8 protein-coding genes and 1 pseudogene are annotated in these 13,814 nt (G+C 67.3%); 6 read left to right on the top strand and 3 right to left on the bottom strand.

The genetic code is table 11. The annotated features are described in order from the left end of the window. A partial coding sequence (locus tag N7573_RS07510) for a pitrilysin family protein (RefSeq protein ID WP_279943114.1) occupies positions 1–2,837 on the bottom strand: 2,837 nt, incomplete at its 3' end. Between the two features lie 415 nt (positions 2,838–3,252). On the opposite strand from N7573_RS07510, the gene N7573_RS07505 reads away from it, so the two are divergent. Together N7573_RS07505 and N7573_RS07500 are read left to right on the top strand one after the other, a co-directional pair. Continuing rightward, positions 3,253–3,729: a hypothetical protein gene (locus N7573_RS07505; protein ID WP_032130143.1), complete on the top strand. Its 477-nt coding sequence runs from the start codon at positions 3,253–3,255 to the stop codon at positions 3,727–3,729. A gap of 69 nt (positions 3,730–3,798) precedes the next feature. Further along, positions 3,799–4,278, top strand: a complete 480-nt coding sequence (locus N7573_RS07500; RefSeq protein ID WP_005407625.1) for a tRNA (cytidine(34)-2'-O)-methyltransferase — start codon at positions 3,799–3,801, stop codon at positions 4,276–4,278. 376 nt (positions 4,279–4,654) lie between these two features. Here the strand turns inward: N7573_RS07500 and N7573_RS07495 are convergent, their stop codons facing one another. Further along, a complete protein-coding gene (locus N7573_RS07495; protein WP_024956299.1) occupies positions 4,655–5,818 on the bottom strand; it encodes an acyl-CoA dehydrogenase family protein in 1,164 nt (387 codons plus the stop codon). 315 nt (positions 5,819–6,133) lie between these two features. Between N7573_RS07495 and N7573_RS07490 the strand changes: the two genes are divergently transcribed. Then, positions 6,134–7,810: an electron transfer flavoprotein-ubiquinone oxidoreductase gene (locus N7573_RS07490; RefSeq protein WP_279912374.1), complete on the top strand. Its 1,677-nt coding sequence runs from the start codon at positions 6,134–6,136 to the stop codon at positions 7,808–7,810. 65 nt (positions 7,811–7,875) lie between these two features. Beyond that, positions 7,876–8,277 carry a c-type cytochrome gene (locus N7573_RS07485; RefSeq protein WP_049398615.1) on the top strand — a complete coding sequence of 134 codons (402 nt, stop codon included), beginning with the start codon at positions 7,876–7,878 and terminating at the stop codon, positions 8,275–8,277. Here N7573_RS07485 and N7573_RS07480 read toward each other — a convergent pair. Further along, positions 8,271–11,871 (bottom strand): annotated as a pseudogene (locus N7573_RS07480) (transporter substrate-binding domain-containing protein). The gene N7573_RS07485 and the pseudogene N7573_RS07480 overlap by 7 nt on opposite strands. Positions 11,872–11,945: 74 nt before the next feature. Here N7573_RS07480 and N7573_RS07470 point away from each other — a divergent pair. Further along, positions 11,946–12,584 carry a response regulator transcription factor gene (locus N7573_RS07470; RefSeq protein ID WP_032130138.1) on the top strand — a complete coding sequence of 213 codons (639 nt, stop codon included), beginning with the start codon at positions 11,946–11,948 and terminating at the stop codon, positions 12,582–12,584. A gap of 378 nt (positions 12,585–12,962) precedes the next feature. Then, positions 12,963–13,733: a hypothetical protein gene (locus N7573_RS07465; protein WP_279912377.1), complete on the top strand. Its 771-nt coding sequence runs from the start codon at positions 12,963–12,965 to the stop codon at positions 13,731–13,733. Positions 13,734–13,814 lie beyond the last annotated feature (81 nt).

Below are 13,814 nucleotides of genomic sequence, written 5' to 3'. Positions count from 1 at the left end.
GGATTGCCTTCGGCATCGATCACCGTCACCTCGCCCAGGTTCAGCGCGCGCACGGCCGCTTCGGTCTGCTTGAGGTCACCCACCACCACCCAGGTCAGCGCCTGCGGCTTGATCTCGGCGGCGGCCTGCTGCACCTGTGCCGGGGTCATCGCCTCGATCTCGGCCTTGCGGCGCAGCACGTAGTCATCCGGGCGCTTGAACTGCACGATCGAACCGATGGTCGACGCCACCGCGCTGGCGGTCTCATAGGCACCGGGCAGGCTCAGGGTCTGGATGTTGCGGATGCGGTTGACCTCGGCGGCGGTGGCCGGCTTGCTGCCGTCGGCGAACGCGGCGATTTCCTTGCGCATTTCCGCCATCGCCGGGCCGGTCTTGTCGATCTGCACCGGCGCGCTGGCCATCCACGGGCGCTGGCCCACCGAATTGATCGCGCTGCTGCGCGCACCGTACGACCAGTGCTTGTCCTCACGCAGGTTCATGTTCAGGCGCGAGGTGAAGTCGCCACCGATCACGCCGTTGGCAATATCGAAGCGGGTCGAGCTGGTGGCGCTGGACGGCGCGACCACCTGGCCGGCGAACAGGTTGGCCTGCACCGCGCCCGGCTGGTCGATCAGGAACACACGCGGGCCCTTCGGCAATGCGACGTCGGTCGCCGCCTTCACCTGCGGCGCATCGCCGGCAGCCTTCCAGTCGCCCAGCTGCTTGTCCAGCAGCGGCACGATTTCCGCCAGCGTGGTATCACCGACCACGATCAGGGTGCCGTTCTGCGGGCGCAGCCAGTCGTGGTGGAAATCAACCAGATCTTCGCGGGTCAGGCCGCTGATCGCCGCCTCATCGCCACTGCCGGTGAACGGAATGGCATACGGGTGGCCCTTGCCGTACAGCAGTGGCGGCAGCACGCGCATCGCCACCGCACCCGGGTTGACCTTCTCCTGCTGGATGCCGGCGATCCAGGTCGCCTTGACCCGGTCGATCTCACCCTGCTCGAAGCGCGGCTCGCGCAGCAGGTCGCGGTACAGCGCCAGCGACGGTGCCAGGTTTTCCTTCAGTGCCGACAGGTCCACGCTCATCGAGTCCAGGCCGGCCGAGGCATCCAGGCTGGCGCCCAGCGCATCGGCAGCATCGGCGAAGGCCAGCGAGCCGAGCTTGCCGGCGCCTTCGGTCATCAGGCTCATGGTGAAGTTGGCGGTGCCCGGCTTGCGGCCCTGGTCGGCGCTGAAGCCGCCCGGGAACTGGTAGCTGAACTGCACCACCGGAATCTCATGGCGTTCGGCCAGGATCACCTGGGTGCCGTTCTTCAGCGTGGCGCGCTGCAGCGCCGGGAACTTCAACTGGGGGAACTCGCGGGTCTGCGGCACGCCGGCCTTGCGGTCGACCTGCTCCGGCAGGGTGCTGTACTTGGGGTCCACCGCGGGAACGTTGAACGGCTTCGGCGCCTGGCTCGGGTCTTCCTTCAGCGCCACACGCTCACCCGGTGCGATCACCAGGGTGTGGCTGCCCTTGTCCAGCCACTGCGCGCCCAGCCGGCTCAGATCAGCGGCACTGGCCTTCTCGATGTTGGCCAGCGAGGTGCGGAAGCAGCCCGGGTCGCCGGTGAACACCGCGCACTCGGCCAGTGCGTCGGCCTTGCCGCCGAAGCCGCCGATGCGCTCGATGCCGCGGATGAAGCCGGCGCGGGCACCGGTCTTGGCGCGCTCCAGCTCGGCCGCGGTGGGGCCCTGCTTGATCAGGCGGTCCAGTTCCTCGTCGATGATCTTCTCGACCTTGGCCGGATCCTGGCCCTGCTTGACCGTCGCCATGATCACGAAGTTCGAACCCAGCTGCGAGGTCGAAAGGCCCGAGGCGATGCTGTCCACCAGTTTGTCCTGGTGCTGCAGGCGCTGGCTCAGGCGCGAGGACTTGGCACCGCCCAGGACCTGCGCGAACAGCTGCAGCTGATCGACATCGGTGGTGCCGACCTGCGGCACGTTCCAGGCGCGGTAGATGCGCGCCTGCGGCACCTTGTCGGTCATCGTCTCGCGCGTGTCGGCGCTGCGCTTGGCCACGTTCACTGCCGGCTGCGCCATGGTCGGGCCGGCCGGGATGCTGCCGAAGTACTTGCCGACCTTTTCCTTGGCAGTGGCCAGGTCGATGTCGCCGGCCAGCACCAGCACCGCATTGTTCGGGCCGTACCAGGTGCGGAACCAGGTCTTCACGTCATCCAGCGACGCCGCGTTCAGATCGTTCATCGAACCGATCACGCCGTGGTGATACGGGTGGCCTACCGGGTACAGCGCCTTGTTGAGCTGGTCCCAGGCCTGACCGTAGGGCTGGTTCTCGCCCTGGCGCTTCTCGTTCTGCACCACGCCACGCTGCTCGTCCAGCGCCGCCTGGTCGATCGCACCGACCAGATGGCCCATGCGGTCCGACTCCATCCACAGCGCCATGTCCAGCGCGGTGGTGGGCACGTTCTCGAAGTAGTTGGTGCGGTCGGTATTGGTGGTGCCGTTCTGGTTGGTGGCACCGACCTGCTTGAACGGTTCGAAGAATTCGCCGTCGTGGTTTTCGCTGCCCTGGAACATCAGGTGTTCGAACAGGTGCGCGAAGCCGGTACGGCCGGCCGGTTCGTCCTTGCTGCCCACGTGGTACCAGACGTTGACGGCGACGATCGGCGCCTTGCGATCGGTATGCACGATCACGCGCAGGCCGTTGGGCAGGGTGAACTGCTCATACGGGATATCGACCTTGGCCGGTGCGGCCGGCTTGGCCGCCAGCGCATGGGAAGGCACAAGCGTGCCCAGGGCGGTGCTGAGGGCGACGGCCAGCAGTGCAGCGCGCGGGCGAAGGGCGAGAGACATATCCGGATCCTTGGTCACATAGGTGAACCCCGATCCTAGCCTGCGCACGCAGCGGCAGGAATCGGCCAGCAGTCACTGGGGGTGTTTGCCCCTGTGCCCCATCCGCAGCGCCGATCTGCGCTGCCTGACCGGTCACAAGCGCCCGCCAGGACCGTCCGGACAGTGTCCGCAGCACATCGAATGGACAGGTGTCCGCCTACCGGACACTTCTCGACCAAAAAAAAACTCTTGCAAATCAACAACTAAAAGTTGGCACGGGGATTGCTTGGTACTTCCTGCGCCAGGAAGGGCTTCAGATTAAAGCTGACTGAAGACTGAACAAATGCAGGAAACCGAAAATTTTCCTTGCAAGCCCAGAATCGGTGTACTACATTACTACCACACCACTGATCACCAACACTAAACAGGCCCCGTCATGAACGCCAAGACCATTGCCATCGCCATCGCCCTGATCGCCGGCACCGCGGTTGTTTCGTCGGTGCAGGCCTCCGAATCCATCCAGACCCTGGCCACCGTGCAGGTCCGCCCGGCCGCCGACCAGCTGGCCCAGCAGGCCTGGGAACAGGCCAGCGGCATCCCGACCCTGGCCACCGTGGAAGTGCGCCCGAGCGCAGACCAGCTGGCCGAGCGCAATGGCTACGTTGCCGCCCCGGTTGCTGCCGCGATGCCGATCACCACCCTGGCCTCGGTGGAAGTGCGCCCGAGCCTGGAACAGCGCGTCGCCCTGGCCGCCGAAATGGAAGCCCAGCGCTACGCCGCCACCCTGGCTGCTGCCGCCACCAACGTCGCCAACTCGGTCATCGTCAACCTGCCGGCCCTGCAGGTGCGCCCGAGCGCCGCCGACCTGCAGGCCCTGGCCACCGAAACCGCCCAGGTCCTGCTGCGCCCGTAACCGGTGCCGCCCTGCCCAGCGCAGGGCGTGCGCCGTAAAGGCGGCGGTCGTCGCAGGTACACTGCGCCGATGAATGCCGCGCCCCAGTTCCATGTGATCCTGTTCCAACCGGAAATCCCGCCCAACACGGGCAACGTGATCCGACTCTGCGCCAACACCGGCGCGCAACTGCACCTGGTCGAGCCGCTCGGCTTCGCACTGGAAGACAAGCAGCTCAAGCGCGCCGGCCTGGACTACCACGAATACTCGCGCCTGCAGGTCCACCCCGACCTGGACACCGCGCTGGCGCGGATCGCACCAAAGCGCTTGTTCGCACTGAGTACCCGGGCCAGCGTGCGCTACGACAGCGTGGCCTTTGAAGATGGTGATGCGTTCCTGTTCGGCCCGGAAAGCCGCGGCCTGCCGCAGGACGTGCTCGATGCCTTGCCCGATGGCCGCCGCCTGCGCCTGCCGATGCGGCCGGACAACCGCAGCCTCAATCTTTCCAACACCGTTGCGGTGGTGATGTACGAAGCGTGGCGGCAGCACGGGTTTGCGGGCGGGGCGTAACGCCACGCGTCTCTCTTCTGCCTGGTCGTTGCTGTGGCGGGCGCATGCGTTCATGGGCGTTACTTTTCTTTCCGCGCGGAAAGAAAAGTAACCAAAAGAAACGCGCCGCCATCCGCGAGCCGGTGCTGCGCACCGGTGCCCTGCGCTCCTCGGCCCGCCGGGGGACGGCGCGGAACTCGCTGCGCTCAGACACCCGCGCCTCTTCGCCCCCGCCGGACCTGCGGTGCTCGGCTCGCTTCAAGGCGGACCCAACAGCCGCGCGGTACAGGCTGTCCTTGAACCCATCTCGGTACGGTGCGCGGTTCGGTACACCGATCGCTCGCCTGCGAATACGCTACTGGGCAATGCCGGCCAGCGGCCGGCACTACCGGTGCACTCAGAACGCGTTGATGCCGGTCAGTTCGCGGCCGATCACCAGCTGGTGCACGGTCTCGGTGCCTTCATAGGTGATCACCGATTCCAGGTTCAGCGCATGCCGGATCGCTACATGCTCGGTGGTGATGCCGGCGCCGCCCAGCAGATCGCGACACTCACGGGCGATGTCGATGGCCATGCGGCAGTTGTTCCACTTGGCCAGGCTGACCTGCTGCGGCTGCAGCTGGCCAGCTTCCTTCAGGCGGCCCAGCTGCAGCGCCAGCAGCTGCGCGGTGGTGATGCGGCGGGCCATTTCGGCCAGCTTGATCTGCGCGCTCTGCGTGGCCGCCAGCGGGCGACCGAACAGCACGCGTTCCTTGGCATAGCCCAGCGCTTCATCCAGGCAGGCAATGGCCGCTCCGATCGGGCCCCAGCTGATGCCGTAGCGGGCCTGGGTCAGGCAACCCAGCGGTCCCTTGAGGCCCTTCACGTTCGGCAGGCGGTGGCTGTCGGGCACGCGCACGTCGTCGAAGAACAGCGCGCCGGTCAGCGATGCGCGCAGGCTCATCTTGTGCTTGATCTCCTGCGTGGTGAAGCCGGCCATGCCCTTTTCCAGCACGAAGCCCTGGATGCCGTCTTCGGTCTGCGCCCAGACGATGGCCAGATCGGCCACCGGGCCGCTGGTGATCCACATCTTGCTGCCGCTGATGCGCCAGTCGCTGCCGTCGCGCACCGCGCGGGTCTTCATGCTGGCCGGATCGGAACCGCCGTGTGCCTCGGTCAGGCCGAAGCAGCCGATCAGCTCACCGCGCGCCATCGCCGGCAGCCACTGCTGGCGCTGCTCCTCGCTGCCGTAGGCATAGATCGGGTACATGCACAGCGAGCTCTGCACCGAGACGAAGCTGCGCAGGCCCGAATCGCCGCGCTCCAGCTCCTGGCAGATCAGGCCGTAGCTGACCGCGCCGAGGCCACCACCGCCGTACTCGGTCGGCAGGGTCGCACCGAGCAGGCCCAGTGACGCGATCTCCGGCACCAGTTCATCGGGGAAGCGGGCCTGGTCGAAGGCATCGCCGATGATCGGCAGCACGCGCTCGTTGGTGAAACGGGCGACGCTCTCCTGCACCGCGCGCTCTTCCTCGTTGAGCAGGGAACGGACATCGAACAGATCGTACGGATGCAAAGCCATGGCACTCACGCGCAGTCAGGACCCGGCCATTGTCGGTCATCCGCAAGCATCGCGTCTGGCAGGTGTGGACCTTGGTCCACACGGAAGCGGGTCCGGGCGGTGAAACAATGTGCCAACCAAGGTTGGCACCTACCCGGCCACGTGCATTACGCTGCACCGCAGCAATCATGACGTGAACATCGTCGATCTAGCTCGATCACGCGCGGCCCGGTACCCTGACACATTCAAACAACCGTTTCGCTCGTGGCTGCACGCGCGATTCCCAGGCACCGCCGGTGGCCCCGATGCCGGCCCTACCCACGAGTCATGCAATCGATGAGCGCTGAAGCCAACGCCCTGCCCCCGCGTGAAGTAATGGAGTTCGACGTGGTGATCGTCGGCGCCGGCCCCGCCGGCCTGGCCACCGCGATCCGCCTGCGCCAGCGCGCGATCGAAGCCGGCCGCGACCTGTCGGTGTGCGTGCTGGAGAAGGGCTCCGAACCGGGCGCGCACGTGCTGTCCGGCGCCGTGATGGATCCGCGCGCACTGACCGAACTGTTCCCGGACTGGGCCGAGCGCGGCGCACCGCTGAAGCAGAAGGTCACCCGCGACGAATTCCTGTTCCTCAGCGAAACCGGCGCACGCAGCACGCCCAATGCGCTGCTGCCGGAGTGCTTCCACAACGAAGGCAACTACATCATCAGCCTGGGTGAAGTGACCCGCTGGCTGGCGCAGCAGGCCGAAGCGCTGGAAGTGGCGATCTTCCCAGGCTTCGCCGCAGCCGAGGTGCTGTACGGCGACAACGGTGAAGTGATCGGCGTGGCCACCGGCGACATGGGCATCGAGAAGGACGGCAGCCTCGGCCCGACCTTCGAACGGGGCATGGCGCTGCAGGCCAAGTACACGATCTTCGCCGAAGGCGCACGCGGCCACCTCGGCCGCCAGCTGATCGCGCGCTACAAGCTGGACGAAGGCAAGGACCCGCAGGCCTACGGCATCGGCATCAAGGAACTGTGGCAGATCGACCCGGCCAAGCATGAGCCGGGCCTGGTGGTGCACGCCGCCGGCTGGCCGCTGGACAGTGACACCTACGGTGGTGCGTTCCTGTACCACGCCGACGGCGGCAAGGTCGCCATCGGTTATGTGGTTGGCCTGGACTACAGGAACCCGTGGCTGAGCCCGTTCGAGGAATTCCAGCGCTTCAAGACCCATCCGTCCATCCGCAAGCACCTGGAGGGTGGCGCCCGCATCGGTTACGGCGCGCGTGCGATCACCGCCGGTGGCCTGCTGTCGCTGCCCAAGACCGTGTTCCCCGGTGGCGCGCTGGTCGGCTGCGAGGCCGGCTACCTCAACGCCAGCCGCATCAAGGGCAGCCATGCCGCGATCAAGACCGGCATGCTGTGCGCCGATGCCGCGTTCGACGCGCTGGCCGCCGACCGCCAGCACGATGAACTGAGCGCCTACCCGAAGGCGTTCGAAGCCAGCTGGCTGTTCACCGAACTGCAGCAGGCCAAGAACTTCAAGCAGTGGTTCAAGAAGGGCCAGACCGTGGCCACGCTGATGACCGGCGTGGAGCAGTGGCTGCTGCCAAAGCTGGGCGTGCGCAATCCGCCGTGGACCCTGCACCGCACGCAGCCGGATCACGTCTGCCTGGAGCCGGCGGCCAAGCACACCCGCATCGCCTACCCGAAGCCGGATGGCGTGCTGACCTTCGACCGTCTCAGCTCGGTGTTCCTCAGCAGCACCAACCACGACGAGAACCAGCCCAGCCACCTGACGCTGAAGGACCCCAGCATTCCGGTGAAGGTGAACCTGGCCGAGTACGCCGGCCCGGAAGCCCGCTACTGCCCGGCGGGTGTGTACGAGTTCGTCGGTGAAGCCGATAACGCGCGCCTGCAGATCAACGCGCAGAACTGCGTGCACTGCAAGACCTGCGACATCAAGGACCCGACCCAGAACATCGTCTGGGTGACCCCGCAGGGCGGTGGCGGCCCGAACTATTCGGGCATGTGATTGCTCCGGGCTGCGACCGCGTGTCGCAGCCCACCTGCCCCGCTGCGTCGCTATCCTGCCCGCCCATGCGTGCTTTCCGCCTGCTCATCACCATTGCTTTGACCCTGACGGCCACGGCCTGCCAGCGCCCGCCTGCGGCACCGGCCACGCCGGAACAGGCGCAGCAGCAGGCCATGCAGCGCGCGTTCGAGCTGTGCGCCGGCTGCCACACCGTGCAACCTGGTGGCATCCACCGCTTCGGACCCAATCTGCACGGCGTGATCGGCCGCCGCGCTGGCAGCCTGCCGGACTATGGCTATTCCGACGGCATGCGCCGCGCCGATATCACCTGGACCGCGCAGACCCTGGATGCGTTCCTGCAGTCGCCCACCCACGTGGTACCCGGCACGCGCATGTACAACGCCTTCCCCAGCGCCGAACGCCGCGCACTGGTGATCGCCTACCTGCAGCAGCAGTCGGCTCAGTGAGCCAGGCGCTGCAGCTGTCGCTGCAGCCGTGCCACAAATTCCGCCACTGCTGTGAACAACGGCGCCACATCGGTTTCCGCCGCATCCTGCAGGCGCTCGACCAGTGCGTTGGCCTGCCCGGCCAGTCCCGTTGCCCCCACCGCGCCCAACCCACCGGCCTGACGATGCAGGTGCAGCGCGGCCGCCTCGCGATCTCCAGCCTGCAGCGCGTGCTGCACGGCGGCAAGATCGCCTTCGCTGGCCTGCAACAGGCTGTCGCGCAGCTGCTCGGCCACCGCACGCGAGCCGAAGCGCCGCTGCAGGCTGTCCAGATCGGGCAGCGTCCCACCATCGTCGGCAGCGGACCCGGCCTGCGGCTCCTCGAACGACTGTCCCTGCGCCTGCGGCAACCAGCGCAGCAGTGCGGTGCGCAGCGTGGCCAGTGACAGCGGCTTGGCCAGCACTTCGTCCATGCCGGCCTCGCGGCAGCGCCGTGCATCGTCATCCAGCACGCTGGCGGTCAGCGCCAGCACGGTCAGCCGCGGCTGGCCGTTGCGGCCCTCGCGTTCGCGCAGCAGGCGGGTGAAACCGAAGCCATCGAGCACCGGCATCCGGCAGTCGGTGATCACCAGATCGAAACTCTCCGACGACAGCCGATCCAAGCCCTGCTGGCCGTCACCGACCATCACATGCGGCACCCCCAGCTGCTGCAGTCGCCAGGCCATCATCGCCTGGTTGGTCGGGTGGTCTTCGATCACCAGCACCCGCGCCTGGCGCAGCGCCGGCGGCAGCAGCGAGGCCTGTTCCTGCTCGGCGACCAGCGCTTCCACATCACCGCTGCCGGCTTCCACCAGCGACAGCCGCACCTCGGCGCGGGTCCCTTCGCCCAGCGTGCTGTGCAGCTCCAGCTCGCCGTCCATCATCTGCACCAGGCGCTGGCAGATGCTCAGGCCCAGGCCGGTACCCCCATGGTCGCGCTGGATGTAGGCACCGGCCTGGGTGAACGGCGCAAACAGGTGCTGCAGCTGTTCCGGCGCGATGCCGATGCCGGTGTCGGTGACGCTCAGGCACAGCGGCTGGCTGCCGTCTTCGGCGGTCGGCCCCAGCACGTCCAGCTGCAGCCGCACTTCGCCGCGCACGGTGAACTTGATGGCGTTGCTGAGCAGGTTGAACACGATCTGGCGCAGGCGCACGCCATCCACTTCGTGCGCGGCCGCCAGCTGCGGGTCGATCTGCACGTGCAGGTCCAGCCCACGTGCACTGGCCTGCGCCGACAACAACCGGCACACGCTTTCCAGCAATGGCCGCAGCGGCTGCGGCACCGGTTCCAGGCGCAGCGCGCCGGCCTCAAGCCGCGAGTAGTCAAGAATATCGTCGAGGATCTGCCGCAGCATCTGCGCCGAATCCTCGATCACCCCGAGGATGCGCTGCTGCTCGGCATCCAGCGGCGAATGTGCCAGCACTTCCAGCATGCCCAGCACGCCACTCATCGGCGTTCGGATTTCATGGCTCATGGTCGCCAGGAAACGCGACTTCGCCTCCGCCGCCTGTTCGGCGTCAGCCTTGGCCGCAGTCAGGGCCTCGGCCTGTGCACGCGCCTCGCTGACATCCACCCAGTATCCACTCCAGGTGACCACGCCCGCTTCCGCCGCATAGGGATGGGCCTGGCTGCGCACCCAGCGCGCGCCGGTGCCCTCAGGTCGCAGCCGGAACTCGAGAACAAGCGGTGCGAACTGGCGCGCCGCCTGCTCGACCGCATGCAGGATGTGCTCGCGGTCGTCTTCCTCGATGCGCTCCAGCAGGCACATTGCGTCCTGTTCGGCCTGCTGCCGGCTGATCCCGAACAACGCCTGCAGGTCACCGGCAATGAACGGGAAGCTGAGGGTTCCGTCTGCCGCGCGGCGAGCCTGATAGACCACGGCAGGCAGGTTGTCGGTGACTTCGGCCAGGCGCTGTTCCAGGTGACGCCGTCCGGCCACCTCGCGGCGCAGCCGCCAATGCCCGATGGCGTGCACCAGCAGCGCGGTGAGCAGCACCAGCAGCAGCGGCACGCCCCAGCGCATCGCGCTGTTCCAGTCCAGGCCGTTGCGGTACTCGACGGCCAGCCAGTCCCCGCGCAGGGCCTCGCGCTTGCGCGGCGTCATCTGCAGCAGCAGGCGGTCGAAGGTGGTGGCCAGGGCGGCATGGCGGCGCTCAACCGCCAGCACCAGCTGATCGTTGAAACCTGCCGGTGCCGCCACCTGCAGGCGCCCCGGGAAGCGGTTGCGCAGCAGATGGTCAACCAGTGCCAGGTTGCCTACGTAGGCATCGGCGTCGCCATTGATCAGACGCTGCAGGGCCTGTTCCGCGCTGCGTGCCGCGATGATCCGCGCCTGCGGCGCCTGCTGCAGCACATAGCCACGCACACGTTCCGGATCGGACAGCAGCACCCGCTTGCCCTGCAGGTCGGACAGGCCCAGCAACGCCGGGCTGTCACGCCGGCTGACGATCACGTTCGGCACGCTGATGAAGGGCTGGCTGAACACCCAGTCCGGGCCCAGGTAGCGAGAATCGGCAGGAATGCCCATCACCGCCTGCAGCTCGCCGCGGCGCGCCTTCTCGCGTACCTCGTACCAGTCGTGGCTGTTTTCCACCTGCAGGTTGGCGCCAGCCTGCAGCAGGCGCCGCAGGTATTCGCTGGCCAGGCCACTGGGGTTGCCATCCTGGTCCGCGAACGACAGCGGCGCCGCGTTCGGCGCGAAGCCGATCTTCAACGGCTGCTCCAATACCCGTTTCTCGGCCTGGCTCAACGCCAGCTGTGCCGATGCCGACCACTGCGGAGGTGGCAGCCAGCGCTGCACCAGCGCATCGCGCTGGGCCTGGCTGGTCGCAGCCAGTGCCAGGTCCAATGCTTCGGCCAACGGCTGCTTGCTGTTGGGAACACCGAAGTGCAGCCGTTCGGGCGGCAGATCGCTGGGACGCAGCAGCACGACCCCCTGCAGGTCCTCGCGTGCGATCAGTTCGGTGGCCACGTAGGCATTGCCGATGTAAACGTCTGCCTTGTCGTCTCTGACCATCTCCAGCGCCGCCAACGAGCTGTTTGCGACAAGCTGTCGTGCCCGGGGAAAGCGCGCCCGCACCTGCGGGCCGGTCAGGAAGTCCTGCTCGATCACCACCCGCAGTCCATCCAGGTCGGGGATGTCGGAGGCACGCAGGTCATCCGGGCGTCCCACCAGGGCCAGCGCTGCCTCGCCATAGGCGGCGGTATAGACCATGCAGCGGGTGCGGTCGGCACTGAGACCGACATTCATCACTACATCGATCTCGCCACGACATGCCGCATCCAGCACGGATGTCCAGTCGGGATAGCGCCGTGCCTCCACCTTCACGCCCAGCTGACGGGCGAGAAGCGACAGATAATCCGGGCCCAGGCCGACCTGCTGGCCATCACGGAGGGACTCGAACGGCGGCCAGCCACTGTCATACTGGCCCACGAACGATGCTCGGATGCGCGGCAAGGTACTCGCGCTGCAGCGGGCTGAGCGGCAACAGCCCAGGCACCGCCTGTGCCAGCGCCGCAGGCAGCACCAGCACGGCCAGCAGCAGGACCAGCCCGCGAACAGCCCAGCTACGCATCGGCGTTGATCTCCTAGAATCTGCCAGGAACCGCGATGGTCGCGGTCCGGCGTGCCCGGTGGCCATACTAGAGCATGAGCTTGCGCATCATCATCGCAGACGACCACCCGGTGGTCCGTATCGGTACCCGTGCCGTCATCGAATCGAGCGGGGTGGGCCGCGTGGTCGGCGAAGCCGACAGCGCGCAGGCGCTGATGGCCCTGCTCGGCAGCCAACCCTGTGACCTGCTGGTCACCGACTACTCCATGCCGGGCAGTCCCCAGGCCGACGGCTTCGCCATGATCGGCATGATCCGCCGCCGTCATCCCGACCTGCCGGTGCTGATGCTCAGTGTCTCCAACAACCTGGCGATCCTGCGCATGGTGCTCGACAGCGGCGTGCTCGGCCTGGTCGACAAGAGTTCGTCGATGGACGAACTGCCACAGGCCATCCAGGCGGTCTACCGGGGCCAGCCCTACATCAGCCGCAGCCTGCGCGAGCGGGTCGAGGCCGCTGGCAGCTGGCGCATGCGCGAGGGCGACGGCAAGCCACTGTCGCCACGCGAGGTGGAGGTGCTGCGGCTGCTGGGCACCGGCATGACCGTGAAGGAAATCTCGCTGCAGCTGCACAAGAGCGTCAGTACCATCAGCCGGCAGAAGGGTGACGCCATGCTCAAACTGGGCCTCAAGGGCGACGCCGAGCTGTTCGATTACCTGCGCGACGGCAAGATCTGAGAGCCAGATCACACAAGAAGGGCAGCTGCCATCGCCCTCTTTGACCGGCCGCCGATCTGTGCCAAGATGGTCCGGCGTGAGTTCTCAATGCGAGGTCGAAGGAATCGACCGGCTCATGTCCTCGCTCCCGTCCCTGGTGGACGTGGCGCGGTTTCCTGCCGGCCGTCTGGCCCGGCAACGCTGACCATGGAGAGGCGCATGCATCATCCCCCCAAGCTACGTTGGACCCTGCCGTTACGGCCTCTGCGCGCATTCGCGGCGTGCCTGCTCGTCTCTCTTTCCGCTGCCGCCTGCAGCGCCGCCGATCCGGCCCCCTCGTCCTCCCAGCCCGGCGCCCCTGCGCAGGCTGCCAATGCGCCCCGACAGGATGTTGCCCCGATGCAGACCCCCACCCCCGATGCCGCCACCACCCCGCCCGACGCGCCGACCGTGATGTATTTCACCTACCAGGTGGACGGCGATGGCGCGACCTCCTATGAGGTCCAGAACGGCAGCGTGGCGACCTTCTGGTTCGGCCACACCTTCACTCTCGATGGCACCACGTACTACACGGGTTTCTCCTGGGATACCCGCGAGCACTACGGCAAGCCGGGCGAGCAGACGCCGGCCGGTCCGGATGACCGCGCCAACCTTGCCGAGGCCACCTTCGTGCTGGCCGGCACCGACGCCAGGAAGCCATGGAAGTTCCGTGGCCAGGAATGGACCATCGGCGCACTGGGCGCGTACGACAAGGCCGACGATGTCGATACCCGGCGCAAGCCGCTTGAACATCGCACGGCCGATGGTCGCCTGCTGCTGGCGGTGCCGACCAGCAGCTTCGACCGCGGCATCAGCAGCACCGGCTATGCGCTGCTGCTGTTCAACCCCAGGCGCAGCGAAGACGACGTGGACAGCAAGGTCTGGCGCTATGTCGGTTCAGTGCGCACGGGTGAGGACAACAGTGCCGCCTGCGACGACGGCAACGTGATGCCCTGCACCGACAGCGATGGCGAACTGGCCTTCGCTGCCGACGGCAACGGCCTGCCACGACTGACCGTGACCTTCAAGGGCACCACCATCGAAGGCCCCGGCAAGACCCGCGCACTGGGTGCCGGCGACGCCGTGCACTACACCTTCGACAGCGCGACCCAGCAGTACGTCGCGCCCTGATAGCACCCGCCACGCGCGGTTTCCCTGTTGACCGACATGTTCTTGACTCACGGATGAGTCCGGTTGGCGATTCGCGGCACG

The organism is Stenotrophomonas sp. GD04054, assembly GCF_029836955.1.
Taxonomy (GTDB): Bacteria; Pseudomonadota; Gammaproteobacteria; order Xanthomonadales; family Xanthomonadaceae; genus Stenotrophomonas; species Stenotrophomonas maltophilia_A.
This window is presented reverse-complemented; position numbering and strand designations above follow the sequence as displayed.

Excerpts from the sequence above, each read along its gene's own strand:
- N7573_RS07490 (WP_279912374.1), top strand. The coding sequence starts at position 6,134 with ATGAGCGCTGAAGCCAACGCCCTGCCCCCGCGTGAAGTAATGGAGTTC.
- N7573_RS07505 (WP_032130143.1), top strand. The coding sequence starts at position 3,253 with ATGAACGCCAAGACCATTGCCATCGCCATCGCCCTGATCGCCGGCACC.
- N7573_RS07465 (WP_279912377.1), top strand. The coding sequence starts at position 12,963 with ATGCAGACCCCCACCCCCGATGCCGCCACCACCCCGCCCGACGCGCCG.
- N7573_RS07470 (WP_032130138.1), top strand. The coding sequence starts at position 11,946 with ATGAGCTTGCGCATCATCATCGCAGACGACCACCCGGTGGTCCGTATC.
- N7573_RS07500 (WP_005407625.1), top strand. The coding sequence starts at position 3,799 with ATGAATGCCGCGCCCCAGTTCCATGTGATCCTGTTCCAACCGGAAATC.
- N7573_RS07495 (WP_024956299.1), bottom strand. The coding sequence starts at position 5,818 with ATGGCTTTGCATCCGTACGATCTGTTCGATGTCCGTTCCCTGCTCAAC.
- N7573_RS07485 (WP_049398615.1), top strand. The coding sequence starts at position 7,876 with ATGCGTGCTTTCCGCCTGCTCATCACCATTGCTTTGACCCTGACGGCC.